Source organism: Sphingomonas sp. FG14 (assembly GCF_057809675.1).
This window is the reverse complement of the sequence record NZ_JBMDKK010000001.1, coordinates 1,266,118-1,287,394: the sequence shown is the minus strand read 5'-3', so window position 1 is coordinate 1,287,394 and position 21,277 is coordinate 1,266,118. Positions and strand designations below refer to the sequence as shown.

The 21,277-nt window shown below is 64.5% G+C and carries 19 protein-coding genes; 9 read left to right on the top strand and 10 right to left on the bottom strand.

Annotated features, from left to right (window positions below; all coding sequences use genetic code 11):
- Nucleotides 1–2 precede the first annotated feature (2 nt).
- From ACODTA_RS06155 to ACODTA_RS06130, 6 genes are all read right to left on the bottom strand, one after another.
- The gene (locus ACODTA_RS06155) at nt 3–779 is read right to left on the bottom strand and encodes an SDR family NAD(P)-dependent oxidoreductase (protein ID WP_489064926.1); all 777 of its coding nucleotides are present in this window, start codon (nt 777–779) and stop codon (nt 3–5) included.
- 2 nt (nt 780–781) lie between these two features.
- Nucleotides 782–1,921 (bottom strand): acyl-CoA dehydrogenase family protein, encoded by a 1,140-nt coding sequence (locus tag ACODTA_RS06150; protein ID WP_489064925.1) that lies wholly within the window; start codon nt 1,919–1,921, stop codon nt 782–784.
- A gap of 157 nt (nt 1,922–2,078) precedes the next feature.
- Nucleotides 2,079–3,224 (bottom strand): thiolase C-terminal domain-containing protein, encoded by a 1,146-nt coding sequence (locus tag ACODTA_RS06145; protein WP_489064924.1) that lies wholly within the window; start codon nt 3,222–3,224, stop codon nt 2,079–2,081.
- A 25-nt stretch (nt 3,225–3,249) separates the two neighbouring features.
- A complete protein-coding gene (locus ACODTA_RS06140) occupies nt 3,250–6,720 on the bottom strand; it encodes an indolepyruvate ferredoxin oxidoreductase family protein (RefSeq protein ID WP_489064923.1) in 3,471 nt (1,156 codons plus the stop codon).
- Nucleotides 6,721–6,760: 40 nt separating this feature from the next.
- Complete coding sequence (locus ACODTA_RS06135; protein ID WP_489064922.1) at nt 6,761–7,213, bottom strand: Zn-ribbon domain-containing OB-fold protein; 453 nt, start codon at nt 7,211–7,213, stop codon at nt 6,761–6,763.
- A complete protein-coding gene (locus ACODTA_RS06130; protein ID WP_489064921.1) occupies nt 7,210–8,001 on the bottom strand; it encodes an enoyl-CoA hydratase/isomerase family protein in 792 nt (263 codons plus the stop codon). The genes ACODTA_RS06135 and ACODTA_RS06130 overlap by 4 nt, the downstream gene beginning before the upstream one ends.
- Nucleotides 8,002–8,208: 207 nt before the next feature.
- On the opposite strand from ACODTA_RS06130, the gene ACODTA_RS06125 reads away from it, so the two are divergent.
- Both ACODTA_RS06125 and ACODTA_RS06120 read left to right on the top strand, forming a co-directional pair.
- Nucleotides 8,209–9,951, top strand: a complete 1,743-nt coding sequence (locus ACODTA_RS06125) for an FAD-dependent oxidoreductase (RefSeq protein WP_489064920.1) — start codon at nt 8,209–8,211, stop codon at nt 9,949–9,951.
- Between the two features lie 44 nt (nt 9,952–9,995).
- Complete coding sequence (locus ACODTA_RS06120) at nt 9,996–11,072, top strand: aromatic ring-hydroxylating dioxygenase subunit alpha (RefSeq protein WP_489064919.1); 1,077 nt, start codon at nt 9,996–9,998, stop codon at nt 11,070–11,072.
- An 82-nt stretch (nt 11,073–11,154) separates the two neighbouring features.
- Here the strand turns inward: ACODTA_RS06120 and ACODTA_RS06115 are convergent, their stop codons facing one another.
- Together ACODTA_RS06115 and ACODTA_RS06110 are read right to left on the bottom strand one after the other, a co-directional pair.
- The gene (locus ACODTA_RS06115) at nt 11,155–11,949 is read right to left on the bottom strand and encodes an enoyl-CoA hydratase/isomerase family protein (protein ID WP_489064918.1); all 795 of its coding nucleotides are present in this window, start codon (nt 11,947–11,949) and stop codon (nt 11,155–11,157) included.
- 28 nt (nt 11,950–11,977) lie between these two features.
- The gene (locus tag ACODTA_RS06110) at nt 11,978–13,612 is read right to left on the bottom strand and encodes a class I adenylate-forming enzyme family protein (RefSeq protein WP_489064917.1); all 1,635 of its coding nucleotides are present in this window, start codon (nt 13,610–13,612) and stop codon (nt 11,978–11,980) included.
- Nucleotides 13,613–13,825: 213 nt separating this feature from the next.
- Between ACODTA_RS06110 and ACODTA_RS06105 the strand changes: the two genes are divergently transcribed.
- Nucleotides 13,826–14,989, top strand: coding sequence for an acyl-CoA dehydrogenase family protein (locus ACODTA_RS06105; RefSeq protein ID WP_489064916.1), 1,164 nt, complete (start codon nt 13,826–13,828; stop codon nt 14,987–14,989).
- Between the two features lie 49 nt (nt 14,990–15,038).
- Nucleotides 15,039–15,359 carry a 2Fe-2S iron-sulfur cluster-binding protein gene (locus tag ACODTA_RS06100; RefSeq protein ID WP_489064915.1) on the top strand — a complete coding sequence of 107 codons (321 nt, stop codon included), beginning with the start codon at nt 15,039–15,041 and terminating at the stop codon, nt 15,357–15,359.
- A gap of 34 nt (nt 15,360–15,393) precedes the next feature.
- On the opposite strand, the gene ACODTA_RS06095 is transcribed toward ACODTA_RS06100, so the two are convergent.
- A complete protein-coding gene (locus ACODTA_RS06095; protein ID WP_489064914.1) occupies nt 15,394–15,699 on the bottom strand; it encodes a DUF1330 domain-containing protein in 306 nt (101 codons plus the stop codon).
- Between the two features lie 154 nt (nt 15,700–15,853).
- Between ACODTA_RS06095 and ACODTA_RS06090 the strand changes: the two genes are divergently transcribed.
- Nucleotides 15,854–16,525: a TetR/AcrR family transcriptional regulator gene (locus tag ACODTA_RS06090; RefSeq protein WP_489064913.1), complete on the top strand. Its 672-nt coding sequence runs from the start codon at nt 15,854–15,856 to the stop codon at nt 16,523–16,525.
- Nucleotides 16,526–16,534: 9 nt separating this feature from the next.
- Here ACODTA_RS06090 and ACODTA_RS06085 read toward each other — a convergent pair whose 3' ends face one another.
- Nucleotides 16,535–17,320 (bottom strand): enoyl-CoA hydratase-related protein, encoded by a 786-nt coding sequence (locus tag ACODTA_RS06085; protein ID WP_489064912.1) that lies wholly within the window; start codon nt 17,318–17,320, stop codon nt 16,535–16,537.
- A 210-nt stretch (nt 17,321–17,530) separates the two neighbouring features.
- Between ACODTA_RS06085 and ACODTA_RS06080 the strand changes: the two genes are divergently transcribed.
- From ACODTA_RS06080 to ACODTA_RS06065, 4 genes are read left to right on the top strand one after another with little or no spacing between them, the layout of a single operon-like run.
- Complete coding sequence (locus ACODTA_RS06080; protein ID WP_489064911.1) at nt 17,531–18,682, top strand: cytochrome P450; 1,152 nt, start codon at nt 17,531–17,533, stop codon at nt 18,680–18,682.
- 16 nt (nt 18,683–18,698) lie between these two features.
- Complete coding sequence (locus ACODTA_RS06075) at nt 18,699–19,670, top strand: VOC family protein (protein WP_489064910.1); 972 nt, start codon at nt 18,699–18,701, stop codon at nt 19,668–19,670.
- Nucleotides 19,671–19,679: 9 nt separating this feature from the next.
- The gene (locus tag ACODTA_RS06070; protein ID WP_489064909.1) at nt 19,680–20,090 is read left to right on the top strand and encodes a VOC family protein; all 411 of its coding nucleotides are present in this window, start codon (nt 19,680–19,682) and stop codon (nt 20,088–20,090) included.
- Nucleotides 20,087–21,277 carry an acyl-CoA dehydrogenase family protein gene (locus ACODTA_RS06065; RefSeq protein WP_489064908.1) on the top strand — a complete coding sequence of 397 codons (1,191 nt, stop codon included), beginning with the start codon at nt 20,087–20,089 and terminating at the stop codon, nt 21,275–21,277. Before ACODTA_RS06070 ends, ACODTA_RS06065 begins: the two co-directional genes overlap by 4 nt.

Sequence of the window (21,277 nt, the reverse complement as noted above, 5' to 3'; positions counted from 1 at the left end):
TCCTAGAGGCTGTAGCCGCCGTCCAGCGTGAGCGTCTGTCCGGTGACGAAGCGCGCGCGATGCGATGCGAAGAACAGCACGGCTTCGGCGACTTCTTCGGCCGTTCCAAGCCGCTTCAGCGCCGAATTGCGGATCGCCGCCTCGATATAGCGCTCGTCATAGGCGGTGCCGATCAGCTTGCGGAACAGCCCCGCGTCGATCAGGCCCAGCGCGACGGTATTGGCGCGGATGCCGCTGCGGCCCTCCTCGCGCGCGATGCCCGTCATCAGCGCGTCGATCGCCGCCTTGGGCACCACCGACAGCGCATCCTTTGCCGGCCATCTCGACAGGCCGGTGGTGCTGATGGTCACGAAGCTGCCGCCGCGCTGGCGCATATGGGGCAGCAGCGCATGGGCCAGGTTGAAGAAGCCGTTGGTGTCGGCGTCCATCACCCGCCTGAATTCGCCGGGGTCGATATCGCCGACGAACTTCATGGAGATATGCGATCCGGCGGCGTTCACCACCGTATGGATGCGCCGGTGCTTCGCGACGATCTGCGTGCAGGTGCTGGCGACCGCAGCCTCGTCCTCAAGTGCGAGCGGCAGGCAATCGGCGCTACGGCCATGGCCGCGAACCGTTTCCGCCACCGCATCCGCCGCTGCCTGGTTGGTGCGATAGGTCAGGACGATATCGGCGCCTGCAGCGGCGAGCGTCTCGCAGATCGCCCGGCCGATGCCGCCGCTGCCGCCGATGACGAGCGCGACGCCGTCGCCATCGGGAAAATCGGGGGATGCGGCCATGGTCAAAAGCTCCTCGCGATGATTTCCTTCATGATCTCGTTGGTGCCGCCATAGATCATCTGCGCGCGCGCATCGGTCCAGGCCCGGGCCACCGGATATTCGAGCATGTAACCGTAGCCGCCATGCAACTGGACGCACTCGTCGAGCACGCGGTTCTGCAATTCGGTGCACCACCATTTCGCCATGGCCGATGCTTCGGCGTCGAGCCGGCCGGCCGATGCGAGTTCGATGCACTGGTCGATATAGACGCGCGCGATCTGCGTCTTGGTCTTGCATTCGGCCAGCTTGAACCGGGTATTCTGGAAATCGATCAGCTTCTGCCCGAACGCGTTGCGCGACTTGACGTAATCCACCGTCGATTCAAGCGCGACCTCGCAGCCCGCGGTGGCGCGGATGGCGATCATCAGCCGTTCCCATGCCAGTTCCTGCATCAGGTAGCGCAGCCCTTCGCCCTGGCGCCCCAGCAGGTTGCTTCGGGGGACGCGCACGCTGTCGAAGAACAGTTCCGCCGCGTCCTGTGCCTTTTGCCCGACCTTGTCGAGCGGCAGGCTCTTGCTGACGCCGGCCCGGTCGGCTTCCACCAGGAACAGCGAGAGGCCGCTGGAACCGTCATCCTGCTCGGTCTTGGCGGCCAGGATGATCAGGTCGGTGATATAGCCGTTGGTGATGAAGGTCTTCGATCCGTTGATCAGATAATCGTCGCCGTCGACCACGGCGCGCGTCGAGATCGCCCGCAGATCCGAACCGCCGCGCGGTTCGGTCATCGCAAGCGAACCGATGACCTCGCCGCGCGCCATCCTGGGAAGCCATGCCTGTTTCTGTGCCTCGTTCCCGAAGCGCTCGATATATCCCGCGACGATTTCGGAATGCATGACGAAGCCGGGGCCGGCGGCGTTCGCGCGTTGCTGCTCCTCGATCAGCACCGCGCTATATTTCCGGTCGGCGCCCGCGCCGCCATATTGCTCGGGCGTGGTGACGCAGAGGAAGCCGTGCTTGCCCGCTTCCAGCCAGACCTCCCTGTCCGGGTGGCATTGCCTGTTCCACTTGTCGAGGTTCGGGATCACGAAATCCTGCATGAAGCGGCGGACATTGGTGCGGAAGAGATCGTGCTCGCTCGAGAAGATCGTTCTTTCAATCGGCAAGAATTGCGGTGGCGTCACAATATGGTCCTCTGAATATTCGTCGTTCAGGAACGATCGTCTGCTCTGTTCGGAAAGTCGCTTGCCGGAAGAGTGTATCAAGGTGTTCGTAACCCTCGGTCCGGCTCATTTTGAACTCGTTTTCGGGTTCGCGGCGCTTTCAATTGCGAAGAACCAGCGCGCCATTGGGGGTCGTGTCGCACGAGGTGACCAGGCAGGTTTGTGCGCCCGCAATCTGCGTATGCGCGTCGCCGCGAAGCTGCCTCACCGCTTCCGTCATCAGGTTCATGCCGTGGAGATAGACTTCGGACAGGCTGCCGCCCGATGTGTTGGCTGGCAGCTTGCCATCGGGGCGCAATCCGCCGCGTGCAACGAACTGGCCGGCCTCGCCGCGCCCGCAGAAACCATAGGCTTCCAGGCTGAACAGCACCAAGGGCGAAAAGGCGTCGTAGAATTGGGCGACGTCGATATCGACTGGCTGGATATCGGACTGGCGCCACAGATTGGCGGCGCAGCTCCATGAGGAACTGCACAGCGGATCGGCGCCGTGATAATCCGTCATCAACTGGTGCTGCGCCTTCATGCCTTGCGAAAAGGCATGGATATGGACCGGCCGTCGCGGTCCGTCCGCGGCTCGCTCGCTCGTCGTGAGGACAAGCGCGATCGCGCCGTCGCTTTCCAGGCAATTGTCGAACAGGCACAGCGGATCGGAAATCATCCGTGCGCCCAGATAATCGTCGAGCGAAAGTGCGCGTCCGCCCATCAGCGCCCTGGGATTGTCCTGCGCATAGGCCCGCATCGTCAGCGCGACTTCGGCCAGTTCAGCGCGCGTCAGCCCGTAATCGTGCATATAGCGCCGCGTGAGCACCGCCACCTCGTCGACGGGGCGGAGCAGCCCCTGCGGCCGCGACCATTTCCAGTGATCGGTGACGGTGCCCTGCACCCCGGCCCAGAGCCGTTTCGAACGCGCGCCGCGCTTTCGCGATCGCCAGACGACGCCGACTTTGGCGATGCCGGCGGCGATGGCGAGCGCGAGATGCCCGACGGCGCCGCAGCCCGCGCCGCCGCCATGCGGGGATTGCGACAGATAATGGACGTCGCCCATGCCCAGGCTGCGCGCGATCTCGAACTCGGGCGTTTCCTCATAGGTGTAGCAGGAGAGCGCATCGACTTCGGAAGGATGGATGCCGGCATCGTCGAGCGCGGCCTTGATCGCGCGGCAGGCGAGCTGGAATTCGGAGGCTTCCAGGTTTTTCGAGAAGGGGGTTTCCCCGATCCCGACGATTGCGGTCCTGTCCTTGAGCACGGCCTGTTTCCGATCGGATGGATGGCTATTTGGCGGGAACGGTCGCCACAGGGGCGGGGGTGAAGAAGCGTTCGCGCTGTTCGGCCAGCCGCGCGCGCGCCTTTTCGAGATGCGCGTCCTTCACCGTGTCATAGCCGCGGATCTGCTCGGGATAGGATGCGATCTGGACGGCGAGATCGTAATTGTCGCTGTCGAGCCGTTCGAGCAGCGAGGCGATCATCGCCTCATAATCGGCGATCAGCGCGCGCTCGGCCTTGCGGTGGCTACCATGTCCTAAGATGTCGAAAACGGAACCGCGCAGGAATTTCAGCTTCGCGAGAACCCTGTAGAGAAACATGGTGCCCCGCCCGAAGCGACGCTTGCGATATCGCCCGGTCACCGGATCGCGCCGTTGCAGGATCGGCGGCGCCATATGGAATTCCAGGCGCAGATCGCCATCGAATTCGGCTCTGAGCGCCTTCATGAAGCTGCCGTCGCTATAGAGCCGGGCGACTTCATATTCGTCCTTGAAGGCCATCAGCTTGTAGAGATAGCGGGCGACGGCCTTGGAGAGCGCGTCATCCCGGTCGGGAAAACGCCGGTCGGCGGTGCGGACGCGCTCGGCGAGCGCCCGGTATCGCGCGGCATAGGCGCGGTCCTGATAGGCGACCAGTTCGTCGGCGAAGCGGTCGATCAGGCCCTCGGCCGTCTCGATCGCGCTCGCCCGCGTCTCCTGCGCGCCGTCGGATGCAAGGCTTTGGACCGCGGCAGGATCCGCCGCCGCGATCCGGCCCCAGGCCAGCGCGGCCTTGTTCATCGCGACGCCGACGTCGTTCAGCTCGATCGCCTTGAGGATCGCGCCGAGCGAAAGCGGCATCCAGCCCCTTTGCAGCGCGTAGCCGACCAGGAACAGGTTGGCGGCGATCTCGTTGCCGAGCAGCGCATAGGCAAGCCTTCCGGCATCGACGAATTCGGCGCGTTCCGTTCCGATCGCCGCGCGGATCAGGTCCATCATCCGGTCCGCGCCCAGATCGAGATCGGGATTGCCGGCAAAGGCCGAGGTCGGCGCGACGCGCGTATTCACCACGGCGCGGCTGGCGCCCGCCGCCAGTTTCGACATCACGTCCTGACCCGTGGTCACCACGATGTCGCAGCCCAGCACAAGGTCGGCGATAGTGATGCGCGTTGCGTGAAGCTGGTCCGGCTGTGCGGCGATGCGGACATGGCTGGTGACGGGGCCGTTGCGCTGGGCAAGCCCCGCGACGTCGAGCACCGAGCATCCCTTGCCTTCGAGATGCGCGGCCATGCCGAGCAATGCGCCGATGGTGACGACCCCGGCGCCGCCGATCCCGGTGATCAGCAGGCTGAAGGGCGTATCGACCGGCGCCGGCACGGGCTCGGGGAGGTCGGCGAGCAATGCCAGGGCCTGTGCGGGCATGTCGGCGCCACGGCCGGCGCTACGCGTCTTCGGCGTGCCGCCGTGCACCGTCACGAAGCTCGGGCAATAGCCCTTGGTGCACGAGAAATCCTTGTTGCAGGCGGACTGGTTGATGCGCCGCTTGCGCCCGAACGGGGTTTCGACGGGCTCGATCGCGATGCAGTTGGATTGCACGCCGCAATCGCCGCACCCTTCGCATATCCGGGGATTGATGAAGATCCGGCGATCGGGATCCTCGGCGCGCCCGCGCTTGCGGCGGCGGCGCAATTCGGTAGCGCAATATTGCTCATAGACCAGGATCGAGACGCCCTCGGTCTCGCGCAGCTCCTTCTGAAGCAGGTCCAGATCGTCGCGATGATGGATGGTGACGCCCGGCGCGAAATCATAGCGGCCGTCATATTTGGCGATATCGTCGCTGACGACGGCGATCCGTCGCGCGCCTTCGGCATGAACCTGCCGGGTCAGTGCGTCGACGCGGACATTGCCTTCGATGCTCTGGCCGCCCGTCATGGCGATCGCATCGTTCACCAGGATCTTGTAGGTGATGTTGATGCCCGCCGCGACGGCGGCGCGGATCGCCAGCAGGCCGGAATGATAATAGGTGCCGTCGCCCAGATTCTGGAAGATATGCTTGCGGTTCGTGAAGGGGGACAATCCGATCCAGGGCGCGCCTTCGCCGCCCATCTGGAAAAGGGTGGGCGTGTTCCGTTCGGGCAGGAAGGTTGCCATGCCGTGGCAGCCGATCCCGCCGAAGGCGATGCTGCCCTGCGGCACCCTGGTCGAGCTGTTGTGCGGGCATCCCGCACAGAAGCTGGGCAGCCTGACCAGTGATCCGCCTGCAACCGTCGGGGCCGATCGCGGCGCATCCCTCAGCAATGTGGAGTCCGCGCCGAGCCCGGTGAGCAGCGCCGCCAGCATCGCCGCGAGATCGGGCGCGTTCAACTCGCCCTCCGCCGGCACCAGCGGACGGCGCTCCGCATCGAGCTTACCGAGCAGGTTCGGGGCCGATCGATCGTTGACGAACATGCCGGCCAGTTGCAGCTCGATCACCGGCCGTTTTTCCTCGACGACCAGGATATTGGCATAGGCGCGCGCGAAATCGGCGATCGCCTCGGGTTCGAGCGGCCAGGGCATCGCCACCTTGAACACGCCGATGCCGAGCTTCAGGCATTGCGTGCGATCGAGCCCGAGCTGATCGAGCGCCTGCATCAGGTCGAGATGCGCCTTGCCCGTGGTGACGATGCCCAACAGGCCGGTCTCGCCATGGATGACGGCGCGGTTGAGCCCGTTCGCGCGGACGAACGCATGCACGGCGGGCATGCGCTCCTGATAATGGCGTCGCTCGACCATCACCGGGTGAATGCCCCAGCGTGCATTCAGCGCGCCTTCGCCGGTCGCGCCGCCGCCGGGCAGCGCGATCGTCAGCCGGTCCTGCGATATGTCGACCGACGCGCTGCTCTCGATCGTGTCGGTCACGCATTTCATGCCGATCCAGCAGCCGGAAAAGCGCGACAGCGCGATGCCGTAAAGCCCGTAGTCCAGATAGTCCTGCACGCTCGACGGGTTGAGATAGGGCATGCCGTAATGGATGAAGGCATGGTCGCTCTGGTGCGCGATGGTCGAGGATTTTGCGCCATGATCGTCGCCGGCGAGGACGAGCACGCCGCCATGCCGCGACGATCCGGCATAGCTGCCATGTTTCAGCGCGTCGCCGGCGCGGTCGAGCCCGGGGCCCTTGCCGTACCAGAGCGCGAACACGCCGTCATAGCGTGCCTCGCCGAACAGGTCGGTCTGCTGCGATCCCCAGACGGCGGTCGCGCCGAGTTCCTCGTTGATGCCCGGCCGGAAGACGATGTGGTGTTCGTCCAGATCCTTGCGCGCGGCCTTGAGCGCGGTGTCGTAGCCGCCGAGCGGAGAACCGGTATAGCCGGAGATGAAGCCCGCGCTGTTCAGCCCATTGGCCAGATCGCGGACGCGCTGCATCATCGGCAGGCGGACCAGCGCCTGCGATCCGGAGAGATAGACGCGCCCCGTCGTCTTCCGATAGCGATCCTCCAGCGCATAATCGGCTTGCATCATGCCAGGCACTCCATGGTCTTGCGGGCGTCGGGCGAGGACATCATGCCGCCGAAGCCTTGGGGCCGAGCCGCCAGCAGGGCAGGGTGCAGTCTTCGGAGGCGTCGAGGAAATCGATATGGATGGGCTGGCCGATCGCGATGTCCGCTGCGGTGATGCCGGTGGCATCACCGTCGGCGTTCACCGCCAGCCCGGCCATCCTGATCCCGGGATTCTCCGCCAGCGCGCCGATGATGGTGACATAGGGGGCCAGTGCCTCGAATGCCGGCAGCAGGGGCGGAGCGGGAACCGCGAACGACCAGACCGCCGCCTCTCCCGAGACGCGCTGCCACGCGACATCCTCGGATTGGCAATGCGGGCACATCGGGCGCGGCGGAAAACGCATTTCGCCGCAGGCCGCGCAGCTCTGCACGACCAGGCGGCGCTGCCGCGCGGCGATCCAGAATTCCCGATCGATCGAATCGTCGGTGAAGGGCAGGGGCGCGTTCTCGATCATGATCGCTCGTCCGTCCCGGCATAGGGCGCCCAGCGCGGCGGACGGCGCTCGCCGAACGCCCTGATCCCTTCGGCGAAGTCATGCCCCTGGTTGTGCGCGACGATCGCGTTCCAGCCGTCGGCACAGGCGTCGTGAAGGCCGCGCTCCTTCGCACCCCAGATCGCCTTCTTGGTGGCGGCCATCGCGCTCGGCGAGTTGCGCTTGATGCGATCGGCCAGTCGGCGCGCGCGTTCGATCAGTTCGCCGCCGGGGCAGATCTCGTCGACCATGCCCAGCCTGCGGGCGTCCTGCGCGCTCATCTTCTCGCCATTGCCGGCCAGCGCCAGCCGCAATACGGCGCCCATCGGCATGCGCCGCGCGAGCGCGATCGGCTCCAGCGCGGAGACGAGCCCGACACTGACATGCGGATCCGCGAATGTCGCGTCCTCACTCGCCAGGATCACGTCGCATTCGGCGACGAAATGCAGGCCCCCGCCCAGCACCATCGCGTTGACCGCACAGATCACCGGCTTCCACACATTGTTCTGGCGCGGCGTCCAGCGGATCGAGCCGATGCTCGGCGCGCCGGTTTCGTCCAGGATCATCTCGGGCAGGTCGGTCAGGTCGGCGCCCGTGCAAAAAGCCTTGCCGTCCGCGCCGGTGAGGATCGCGACGATGACCGCCGGGTCGCTGTCGAACAGGCGCCATGCCTCGGGCAATTCGCGGCTCATGATGCTGTTGACGGCGTTGAGGCGCGCCGGGCGGTTGAGCTCGATCAGCGCGACACCGTCATCGACCCGATAGTTCAAGGTATCGAAGCGAATTGTCTGGCCTCCCCGGATCGTGCGCGTTCGGCCCTGGGCGGATCGCTGTCCGCCCTGAACCATGGGCCGATCTATGTTCGCCGATCGCGCTCACGAAAAACTCGCTTTTGGCGCCGACGGCCGCCTGTTTTCCTGGCCGCGCGATCGGATAAGCGAGTTTTATTTGAGGGCGAGCTGAGGTCTGATTGCCCGATGCAGAGAGCAAGCGCGCATCGTGAACAGCCGGCGCCCGAAGGCGCCGCTTCGGAGGACAGTTTCGACGTCATCGTCGTCGGCTCGGGCGCGGCCGCGCTGCTGGCGGCGGCGCGTGCGTCGGATCTTGGCGCGCGCGTGCTCGTCCTGGAAAAACAGGCGCGGTTCGGCGGCAATTCCGCGATGTCGGGCGGTGGCATCTGGGTGCCGAACAACAGCCGGATCGGATCGGTCGGCATCGCCGACAGCGACGAGGATGCCTTTTCCTATCTGCGCGCGGTCATCCCCGCCGACCAGATCGGTGACGACACCATCCGGACCTATATCCGCTCCGCGCCCAGGATGATCGATTATCTCGAGAGCATCGGCGTACCCTATCGCCCGGTCGCGAAATATCCCGATTATTATCCCGGTGTCCCGGGCTGGCGGGAGGGCGGCCGCACCATGGATTGCGCACCGCTCGACGGGCGCGAACTCGGCGAATATTTCGATCGCCTCGGCCAGATGCCCGCCGCGTCCAAGGCGTTCGGCACGATCAACCTGTCGATCACCGAGGCCTCTAGGATCCAGGCGGTCGCGCCGGGCTGGCAGAGGATCGCGGCGGGCGCGCTGGCGCGCTATGCCGTGGATATCGGCGCGCGGCTGCGCGGCAGGCGCGATCGACGGCTGTGCATGGGGGAGGCGCTGGTCGGCCGGCTGTTCCTGGCGATCCGCAAACGGCAGGTCGTCTTCAAGCTGGGCGTGCCGGTCTCGGGCCTCGATTATGACGGCGATCGCGTCTGCGGTGTCGTCGTGCGGGAGGATGGCGGCAAAAGGCAGGTCTATGAAGCGCGGAAAGCCGTCATCGTCGCGGCGGGCGGCTTCGAGCGCAGCAGGGAGATGCGCCATCGCCATCTGCCCAACCCGACCTCGCCCGACTGGTCGGCGGGCAGCGCGGGCAATACCGGCGACATGATCGCCGCGGGGCAACGGATCGGTGCCGCCACCGGATTGATGAACGAGGCCTGGTGGGCGCCGTCCGTGCGCTGGGGCGATCGCACCGTCATCCTGTTCTTCGAAAAATCGAAGCCGGGATTGATGATCGTCGATCGCACCGGCCGGCGGTTCATGAATGAATCGATCACCTATAATTCCTACGGCAAGTGCATGTACGGCGAGGATTACGATCTGAAGGATCGCGTGCCCGCCTATGTAATCTTCGACAGCCGCTATCGGTCGCGCTACATGTTCGGCGGGCTGCTGCAATCGAGCATGTCGCCGGACTGGATGAATCCCGGGGCCTTCGGTCCGAAGGGTATGCTCACCAAGGCGTCGACGCTCGGCGAACTCGCGGCGAAGCTCGGCATCGACGCCGATGGGCTGCAGGCGAGTGCCGTGGAAATGGCGCGCTTCGCGCAAAGCGGCATCGATGAACGGTTCGGCCGCGGCGCCGACGCGCACGACCGCATGTATGGCGACGAACGCGTCACCCCCAATCCCTGCCTGGGGCCGATCGACGCGCCGCCTTTCTACGGCGCGCCGCTCTATCCCGGCGATATCGGCACCAAGGGTGGCCTTGCCATCAACGATGACGGCCAGGTGCTGGACGAGGCCGGCAAGCCGATCGCGGGGCTCTACGCCGCCGGCAACAGCTCCGCATCGATCATGGGCGATAAATATCCCGGCGCCGGCTGCACCTTGGGGCCGGCGCTCACCATCGCCTATCGCGCGGCGGGCAGGATCATGGGTGCCAACGAAGACTGACGCCTTTCGGCGACCGCGAATTCAACACATGACGGGACTGTGCTGTGGCCAAAAGTAAAGATTACAATCTGGGCGATTTCGACTTTCCGCGCGGCTGGTTCATGATCGCCGAAGCGTCCGAACTGGGGGGGAGGCCGCTGCCGCTGCGTTTCTTCGGCAAGGATTTCGCGCTGTTCCGCGGGCAGAGCGGGCGGCTGGTGCTGCTCGACGCGCATTGCAGCCATATGGGCGCGCATCTCGCGGGATCGGCCGATGCCTCGATCGTCGTGCATGGCGAACAGATAGAGGGGGATTCGATCCGCTGCCCCTATCACGGCTGGCGCTACAATCACGAAGGCCAGGCCGACGATATTCCCGGTTTCGACGGGCCATGCCCCAAGGCGGCGAAGCTCGTATCCTATCGTGTCCGCGACGTGATGGGCGCGATCATGATGTGGCATGATCCCGAAGGCGGAGAACCCGATTTCGATCCGCCGGCGCTGGCCGAATGGGATCTGCCCGATTGGGTGAACGGCGCTTACGATCATCTGGGCCGGCTGGAGATCCATCCCCAGGAGATCCTCGACAACATGGCCGATTCAAATCACTTGGGGCCGACACATGGCTCCCCGTGCGAATATTTCGAGAATGAGTTCAAGGGGCATCTCTATTATCAGCGCCAGGGCGGATTCCGCCGCGAATATGACGCCTATCTGATGACCTATACCTGGTACACCGGGCCGGGCCTGCTCATCTCCCGGCAGGCGATCGGGGATATCCGGTCGATCGAGTTCATCTTCCATACGCCCGTCGAGGATGGCGTGGTGCAGGTCTGGCACAACAACCTGCTGATGGTCGCCAACCCTGTGCCGACCGCCGAGGATCGCGAGCGCGCCAAGGCGATCCAGAACGAGGTGCTCGCGGCGTTCAGGCAGGATTTCGCGATCTGGACGAGCAAGGTGCCGGCACTGCAGATCATGAGCGTGCCGACCGAGCGCAATTTCAAGCTCGGGCGCAACTGGTACAGGCAATTCTACAATCCACGCGATCGCGCCGGCGATCTCCATCGAGCGACCGACGGCCGGCATGTGCCGATCCACAAGCTGCCGCCCTATGAGATGTCGCTGGAACTGGAAGGCTGATCGTCACGCACGTGTCCGAAGCAAAAAGCCCCGGCCGGTCCTGAGACCAGCCGGGGCTTTTTTCGCGATGTGCGATGGCCGATCAGCGGCCGGTGAATTGCGGCTTTTGCCGGTTCTGGAACGCCTCCAGCGCGATGCGGTGATCGTCCAGAAGCTGGGTCACATTCTCATAGGCGGCGGCGCGGTCGATGATCGCATTGGCGGTCACCTTCAGTCCGGCATTGATCGATGCCTTGGTCCATTTGATCGAATGGGTCGCGCCCCTGGCCAGCCTTTTCGCCATTGTCGCCACGGTCTCGTCGAGCATGTCCGCCGGCACCGCCTCGGTGATCAGGCCGATCGCGGCGGCGTCGGGGGCGGTGATGGGATCGCCCGTCAACAGATAACGACGCGCGCGGGCATAGCCGATCAATTGCGGCCACATCACCGCGCCGCCATCGCCGGCGACGAGCCCCACCGAGACATGCGGATCGGCGAACACCGACTGTTCGGAGGCGTAGATGAAGTCGCAATAGAGCGCGAGCGAGCAGCCCAGGCCGATGGCGGGGCCGTCCACCTTGGCGATGATCGGCTTTTCGAGATCGAGCATCGAATTCTGGATCTTGCGGTCGCGGCGGATGCCGACGCTGGTGGCGGCGGCGTCGCCATGTAGCGACAACAGCCATTTCAGGTCGCCGCCCGCGCAGAAGGCGCCGCCTGATCCCGCCAGGATCACGACGTCGACGCTTTCGTCGCGATCGATTTCGTCGAAGATGCGCGAAAATTCCTCATGCAGGTCATGATTGATCGCGTTCTTCGCTTGCGGCCGGTTCACCGTTATCGTCAGGATATTGCCGTCCTGCTCGACGAGAAGCGCCCGGTATCGATCATAGTCCATGCCTGTCTGTCCTTTGATGTGAAATGCTTCAGGGGATGGGTTCGTCGACGAGGCCAAGCCGCTCGCAGGCCATTTGCCTCAGGATGAATTTCTGGATCTTGCCCGACGGGGTGAGCGGGAATGCGTCGACGAACATGACATGCTCGGGCACTTTCCAGCGCGATATCCGCTCGCCGCACCAGGCGCGGATCTCGTCGCCGTCCGCCTCGATCCCGTCGCGCAGACAGACGACGGCGCAGGCGACCTCGCCATAGCGCGCGTCGGGTACGCCGATCACCGCGACATCGCGGATCGCGCGATGCTCCTTCATATAGGTTTCGATCTCGAGCGGAGAGAGGTTCTCGCCGCCGCGGATGATCATCTCCTTCCTGCGCCCGACGATCGCGACGAAACCGTCGCCATCCATCCGCGCGAGATCGCCGGATGGGATCCAGCATTCGCCGTCATGCTCGTCGGCACCGCCCGGCCGGCTGCCATAGCCCATCATGCCGCCAGGCCCGCTATAATGGAGTTCTCCGACCTCGCCGATCGGCACCGAGCGGCCTTGTCCGTCGCGGATGGCGACGCTGACGCCGATCAGCGGCATGCCGCTGGTCTGCGTCTTCTTGTCCGCGCTGTCGGCCGGAACCGTCGTCGTGGTGACCCCGCAGGTCTCGGTCTGGCCATAGCAGTTGATGACGTCGGCGCCGAAAACATCCTGGCAGCGCCCCAGCAGATCGCGCGTCACCGGTGCGCCGCCGACGACGATCGTCTCCAGCGCATCGAGCGACCGGCCAGCGATCGAGGGATCGTCGAGCATCGCGATCAGCATCGTCGGCACGCCGATAAAGGCGGTGCAGCGCTCGCGCTCCAATATGTCGAGCGTGACAGCCGGCTTGAAGATATGGAGCGGCAATGTCGTCGCCCCGACGAGCATCGCGCCGGGGATGGAATTGCCTGACCCGCCGACATGGAACAGCGGAAATCCCGGGCAGACCCGGCTGTCCTCGCCCAAGCCCCATATCCGATAGGCGTTGCGGGCGGTGGTGGCGATCGCGTCGTGCGAAAGCCGGACGGCCTTGGGCACGCCCGTCGTGCCCGACGTATACTGGATCATGAAGAGCGAGTCGGGTGCGACATCGATGGCGACCGGCGTGTCGGGCGCGCCGGACAGCAGCGTGCTCCAGATGCTCGAGAAGCGGTGGGCATGGCGAAGGCCGGGCGCGTCGCGCCGTGCCGCCTCGACGATCCCGGCAGCCTCGACTCCTCCGATCAGGTCGGCGTGGAATATGCCGGCAGCGTCCGAATCCCGCAGCGCGAAGCTCAGCTCGTTCAGCTTGTACAATGGATTGAGCGCGACCAGCACCAGCCCCGCCTTGGCGATCGCATATTCCAGCAGCACCCATTCGGCATGGTTGGGGCCCCAGATCGCGATCCTCTCGCCGGGCGCATGGCCAAGCGCGATCAGCGCCGCTGCCAGGCGCGTCGCATCCCGATCAAGCGCCGCATAGGTCCAGGCGATATCCGTGATCGCCGGTTGATGGCGATAGACCACGGCTTCCTTGTCGCCCCAGCGCGATGCGGCGGCGGCAAGCGCGGCGCCCAGGGGCAGGCGCTGTCCCGGGGGCAGCGGTTCCGCAGGCGGCGCGATCCATTCGGACAAAAGGGGATTGGAAGTTGTCATGCGGTGCTTTTGAGTTGCTGCGTTGGCGACACGGCATCGCGGCGGCGTCCAGCCATCGGACTAGGCTCGCGAAAGGCTCAGCTAAAACTCGTTTTCGCCGACGGTTCACGCGCCGCGCCTCCGGATGCGAGTTCAATTTGAATGGCTTTGGACCTTACCCAAGCCGGGTATTCGCCCCGCAAGGGGCAGGGGACGCAGGATCATGGGAAGCACATGAACAGTTTCGCCGAGCCGGAGCATATCCACATGCTGCGGGAAACGCTGTCGCGTTTCATCGAAAGGGAAATGCCGCTCGAACTGGTACGGAAATGGGATCGGGAAAACCACTTCCCGCGCGACGTCCATGAAAAGCTGGCGGCGCTGGGGTTGATGGGCTTGACCGTCGCGGAGGACTATGGCGGCGGGGGCCGCGATATCCGCGCGACGATGATCGCCATCGAAATGCTCTGCGGCCGCAGCATGGCGGTGGGCGGCCCCTTCATCCAGTCGGCCTGCTATGCCGGCCTCAACATCGCGGAAGTCGGCAGCGAACGCCAGAAGCGGGAGATATTGCCAAGGGTGGTCGGCGAAGGGCTGATCTTCGCCTATGGCATCAGCGAGCCCGATGTGGGGGCGGACGTCGCGGCGGTGCGCAGCACGGGCACGATCGTCGGCGATCGGCTGGTGATCAACGGCGCGAAGCGCTTCTGCTCAGGCGCCAGCATCTCCGACTATATCTACACGCTGGTGCGCACGGGGCCGAAGGAGGAGCGTCACCGGAACCTTTCGCTCGTCCTGGTGCCGTCGCAGGCCCCGGGCCTCACGTTCGAGGCGCAGGACGCGCTCGGCCTGAAGGGCACGGGCACCTACGATGTCAGCTTCGCCGATGTCTCGGTGCCGATCGAAAATGTCGTGGGGGAAAAGGCCGGGTGGAACAATGCCTGGTCGATGCTGGTCGGGCCGGGGCTCGATATCGAGAAGATGGAAGTGGCGGCGATGGCGCTGGGCATCGCGGCGGCTGCCGTCGACGAGGCCTGGACCTATGCGCAGGAGCGCCAGCAGTTCGGCAAGCCGGTCTCGGCCTTCCAGTCGGTCCGCCACATGCTGGCTGAAGCGAAGACGAAGCTCCACGCCTGCCGCGTCCTCACCTATCATACGGCCGACGTGCTCGACGCTTCGGGCAAGGCGCCGGTGGAAACGTCGATGGCGAAACTGTTCGTCTGCCAAGCCGCGCAGGAGATCGTTCTCACCTGCCAGCAGGTCCTGGGCGCCTATGGCTATATCCGGGAATTCGACATGGAACGGCACGTTCGCGACATCCTTGTCATGCCGATCCTGGGTGGTTCGTCCGCGATCCAGAAGAACAATATCTGCAACATGCTGAAGCTGGCGAAATGATGCGCGGCGGGGCGCACGCGTCGGCGATATCGAACGGAGACATGGGATAATGCCGAAGATCACCTTTGTCGGGCATGACGGCGCCGAACATGTCGTCCAGGCCGAAGCCGGAATCTCGGTGATGAAGGCGGCGGTCAACAATATGGTGCCGGGCATCGATGCCGATTGCGGCGGCGCCTGCGCCTGCGCGACATGCCATGTCTATATCGATGCGGCATGGACGAAGCGGGCCGGCTCCGTCGACGAGATGGAGCAGGCGATGCTCGAATTCGTGTCCGAGCCGGAGGAGAATTCGCGGCTTTCCTGCCAGATCATCGTGACGGACGCGCTGGACGATCTGGTCGTCCGGCTGCCCAGCCGGCAGGGCTGACGCCGTGCCGGCGGCGGGGCAGGCGCGGAGGGGATCAGACTGGCGGGGCGCAGCCCTCGATCAGCGCGAGTTCGGTCGCCACGCCGCTGCTCTGGCGCAGCGCGATCATCCGGGAATATTCGGGGTCGCGATACCAGTTCTCCGCCGCCTGGCGGTCCGGGAACTCGATCAGCACCAGCGCATGGCCCAGCGGTTCGCTCCCCTCCAGCCTCTGGCCGTTGCCGCCCTTGACGAGGTAGCGGCCGCCATGACGTTCGACGAGGGGTTCGGTCACCGACCGGTATTCGCGGTACCAGTCCCAGTGATCGACGGTCAGTTTTCCGAAAATATAGGCCGGCATTGGACACCTTCGCTTTCTGGGCCAGCCTATCGAGGCGGGGGTTCAGGATGAACTCGTATATCGCCGCCGCCATCCGGCGCGCGGCTGTCGACAGCGGAAGAGGTTTGGCGATATGGCGCGTCTCGCGGAGAAAATTCAGAAAAGCGGGTCGCCGATGAAATCTCGTATCCCGAACGCTCCGGGTGCCGCGCCGAAGGGCGATGCGCGCATGGCGGAGGTGTCGGATATCGATCGCCGCAAGAGCCCCAAGCAGCAGCGCGCGGTGATCACCGCCGAAGCGCTGCTCCAGGCCGCCGAACAGATCATCGTCCGTGAAGGCTTCAAGAACGCGACGACCAACCGGATCGCCGAGGTCGCCGGCGTCAGCGTCGGATCGCTCTATCAATATTTTCCGAACAAGCAGGCCATCGTCCGGGCGCTGATCGAAGAGACGGTGTCACGGGCGGCGGCGCGCATCAGGGAAGATCTGCGCAACCTGATGGACGAACCGCTCGAACCGGCGCTGCGCCGGATCATGGCGCTGTTGCTGGAAATCTATCGGGAAAACCACTTCATCCTGTTCCGGATCCTCGATGATGTTCCAGAGCTTCGCCAATATACCAAGAGCCTGGCGGTCGAGACCTATACGCATTCCACCAACCTGGCGTTTCTCGAGCAGCATCATGCCGAGATCAGGGTTGCCGATCTGCGCACCGCATTGTTGCTGATCGAGCGGGCGACGATCCACAACATGGAATATTTCATCACGGACAACCCGACCAACCTCACCGAGCAACAGTTTCTTGACGAGATCACGCGGATGGCGGTCAATTATCTGACCAAGTGAGTTTGGAGATCAGCCGCCGGAAATCCTCTGCTGGATGGCGGCAAGCCGGTCGCGAACGAAAGGCGAGTGCAGCAGGTCGTGAAAGCTCCGCGCTTCCTCGGCGATCGCGGTCTCGACGAGCTGCCGGGTGCCGGCTTTCAGCAGGCGCTTCGTCTCCACCACGGCATCGTATGACAGCGCGGTGATGCCTGCCAGCCTGTTGGCGACATGGGCGGCGAGGTTTTCGTGCGCAACCGTCTCGTTGACGATGCCCAGCGCGATCGCTTCCTCCGCGGAACAGCCCCGATCCTTCAGCAGCAGCGCCATCGCCCTGCGCTGGCCGATCATCTGGGGAAGGTAGGCGCTGGATGCGAATTCGGGGATGAGTCCCATGTCGGCGAAGGGAAAGACCAGCCGGCAATCGGGCGCGGCATAGACAAAATCGCAGTGGAACAGCATCGTCGCGCCGATGCCGACGGCATCGCCGTTCAGCGCGGCGGCGACCGGCTTCGGGAAATCGGTCAGCTTTCTCATGAAGATATAGGACGGCTTCTCGTCATAGGCGAGGGCAAGACCCTGGGCGAAGCCGCTGACGTCATGGCCGGCGGTGAAGATCGATCCCGATCCGGCGAACAACAGGCAGCGTACCGCATCGTCGCGCTCGGCCTGCTCGATCAGGCCGATGATCCGTTCGTACATCGCATAGGTGATGGCGTTGCGCTTGGTCGGCCGGTTGAACCTGATGGTCATCACATGGTCGCTGATATCCGACAGGAGATCGGCCGATCCCGAAATATCCGCTTCGTCATCCCGCATCGCCGGCTCCCTTTCGCGTTCGGTATGAAGCTAGAGCGGCGAGGATCTTAGGTTGAACTCGCTTTCCGCAGTGTGGCGCTTTTCGGGCGTCCGTAACGCGAGTTTCTTCTGAACACCCTCTCTCAATAAGCTGCAGGAAAGCTGAGAAGACACAGAATATCCGTGGAGTGGCGCGCGTTGCTGGACTATGATCCTTTTTCGGATGCGGCGATGCGCGATCCGCACGCGGAGTATCGGAAACTTCGCAAGAAGACCGGGCCGTATTTCATCGAGAAATACAATGCCTGGGCGCTCGCCCATTTCGACGATATCTGGAAAGTCAGCGTCGAACACGAAGCGGACATGACCTTCACCGCCGGCCAGCCGCTCACCAATGTGCTGCTGAACGAACCCGTTCCCCATGCCTTTCCGAGCATGGATTTGAGCGAACACCGCAAATGGCGGCGGATCGTTCATGCCGATTACACGAAATCCAATGTCGAGGCGGACCGTCCGCGCATCGAGGCGCTGGCGCGGGAATTGCTGGCGCCGCTGGCCGAACGCGGCCGTTTCGATTTCTATACCGACTATGTGAACCGGCTGTTCGCGATCAACGCCGGCCATAATCTCGGTCTCGACCGTGACGAGTCCGTCGAATGGCGGCGGCTGATCGACGAGACCATGCATCGCGAGACCGGGCAGGTGGGAACCTCCTCGCCGCGCAACCAGGCGGCCGCGATGGCACTCTTTGGCCAGCTCCACGCCTATGTCGAAGGGCTGCGGCGCAATCCCGAACGCGCGGGCGGGCATATCCGGAAATATCTGGAGGCGGAGGTCGATGGCCGCCGGCTCGAGAACCAGGATATCGTGAGCCTGCTGGTGATCTTCCTGACGGTGGGATCGGGCACCACGCCCAATGTCTGCGCGGGCGCGGTCTATTATCTGGCGCAGCATCCCGATCAGCAGCGCGCGGTTCTGGACGATCGATCGCTGACGCCGCGCGCCTTCTTCGAAGCCGCGCGCTATGATCAGCCGACCAACATATTATGCCGCCGCGCGATCAGGGACATCCCGGTCGGCGGCGAAACCATCCGCGCCGGCCAGAATATCCTGATGGTCTATGCCTCCGCCAACCGCGATGAGGCCGAGTTCGAGCGCGCCGGCGAGTTCGACATCTTCCGATCCTATCCGCGCGACCTGACCTATGGGATCGGCGGGCACAAATGCCTGGGCATGCATCTCGCGACGATGGCGGGCACGATCGCGCTGGACGAATTCTTCAGCATATCCGGGCGTTACCGCGTCGACAGCGCTCGCTGCACGCGCGCCTATGGCGAGTTCCTGTCCGGCTTCGACCATGTGCCGGTGGAACTCGGTGCATAGAAATCAGGAGCAATCTATGTCGATACGAAGCCTTGGCTATGTCGGGTTCGGCGCACCCGATCCGTCGGTCTGGCTGGACTATGCCACCAACATCCTGGGGCTGATGCCGGCGCGTGCCTGCGCCGGGGAGGATTGGGGCATTCCGGCGATTCCGGGATCCGGCCCGAAGAGCGCCGGCAGCGGCGTGGCGGAGGATGGCAGCGTCTATCTGAAGATGGACGAGTGGCAATGGCGTATCGCCGTGCATCCGGACGAGCATGATCGCGGCGTCAAATATATCGGGCTCGAGGTCGAGGACCAGGCCGATCTGGAAGCCTATGTCCGTACCCTCAGCGATGCCGGCTTTCCGGCCGAACTCGGAACTGCGGAGCAGGCGCGTCGGCGGGCGGTGACCGGGATCGCCTATGTCCAGGATCCGTGCGGCAATGCGATCGAACTGTTCTTTGGTCCCACGATCGACCGCAAGTTCAAGTCGCCGCTGGGCATGGACTTCCTGGCTGGGCCGCTCGGGCTCGGGCACATCAACCTGATCACGTCGAGCAAGCTGGAGGCGGCGCAGGATTTCTATACCCGGATCCTGGGTTTCGACCTGATCGACTATATCCGTTTCGGCGGCGGCAATTCCGCCAATTTCTATGGCTGCAACGCCCGGCATCACTCGATCGGGCTGCTCAAGGTCGGCAATGTCGTCGGCATCCATCACATGATGCTGGAAGTGACCGAGGTCGACATGGTGCTCCAGTGCCTGGAGCGGGTGAACGATGCCGGCATCCATGTGACCTCCACGCTCGGCCGGCACGTCAACGACAATATGCTCTCCTTCTACATGCGTTCGCCCTTCGGTTTCGAAGTCGAGATCGGCTTCGGCGGGCGGATGATCGATGCGGACTGGAGCGCGAACGAGTTCGTCGAGGGCGATATCTGGGGCCATCGCGGCCTGGATCCGGAAACGATCGAGAAGAATCTCGCTTCGGCGCCAAGAGGATAGGGGCCGATCATGGCAGCGAAACTTGCGCAGCAGCATGTCGAGATCGGGCTGGTGTCGAACGGTATCGATACGCCGATCCGCTTCTATCGCGACCTGATGGGCTTCCAGCTGGCGGGCAGCATCGACATTCCGGGCATGGGGCGGGTCACGCGTTTCCAGGCCGGGGACAGCGTGATCCGCGTCCTCGTGCCCGCCGAGCCGGCGGCGGAGCCGGCAAGCCAGGGCGGTTTCCAGGGCATTGTCGGCATCCGTTACCTGGCGCTCCGCATCGCCAATCTCTCCGAGTTGGTCGATCGCATCGCCGCGGCGGGCTTCGCCGTCCCGGTGCCGGTCCGAAGCCTGCGGCAGGATGTGCGCGTCGCGCTGGTCGAGGATGGCGATGGCAACACGATCGAATTGATGGAGGAAGTCGCCGCATGAACTTCGCCTTTTCCGACGACGAGATGGGGTTCCTGAAGGATTTCCAGGATCATCTGGCGGGCGAGCGGCAACGCGCGGACGCCGCCGTGATCTTCGCGCCGCACCGCGAGACCGATTCCTGGCTGGTCGATGGCCCGGAACGGCGCGCCTTCATGAAGCGGCTTGCGGACGCCGGCTATATCGGCATGTCCTGGGCGCGCGACTATGGCGGCCGGGAAAAGCCGGGTGTCTATGACTATCTGCTCAACGAGGAGCTTTCGAGCCAGGGCGCGCCCATCATCGGCAAGGGCGTGGGCTGTATCGGGAAGACGATCATCGCGCATGGGTCGGACCGGCTGAAGCGGGAATTCCTGCCGCGCATCCTCACCGCCGACATCGAGTTCGCGCTCGGCTATTCGGAGCCCGGTGCGGGATCCGATCTCGCCTCGCTGAGGCTGCGCGCGGAGCGCAAGGGCGACGACTGGGTGCTGAACGGCCAGAAGATGTGGACGACCTCGGCCCATTTCGCCGACTGGTACTGGGTCGCGGCGCGAACCGATCCGGACGCACCCAAGCACAAGGGCATCAGTGTGTTCCTGGTGCCGATGGATCATCCGGGGCTGACGATCACCGAAGTGAAGACGATGGGCGATCATCGCACCAACCAGGTCTTCTTCGACAATGTCGACGTGCCGGGCGACTATCTGGTGGGGGATGAGAATGCGGGCTGGCGCTATGTGTGCGAGGCGCTCGATTACGAGCGTTTCGCGCTCTACACGGTCGGGCCGCTGCTGCTCAAATTCCAGTCGCTGGTCGAACTGCTGAAACTGGTGCGGCGGGGCGGGGCGCCGCTGGCGGCCGATCCGGTGATCCGCGCACGCGTCGCCGAACTGGCCTGCGAAACCGAGACCGCGATCATGCTGCAACGGCGCGTGATCGCGCGCGCGATCAAGGGCGACGTGCCGACGGTCGAGGCGGCGATGTACAAGCTCTACAGCACCCAGCTCGGCCGACGCATCGCCAATTACGGGCTCGATTGCCTGGGGCCGCTGGGCCTGTTGCGATCGGGTGCGCCCCATGCCCCCTTCGACGGACGCTGGGAGATGTCGGACCGCGCGACCGTGGTGGACACGATCGGCGGCGGATCGTCGGAGATCCAGAAGAACATCGTCGCCCGGCGTGGGCTCGGTCTGTCGGTCGGAGCATAA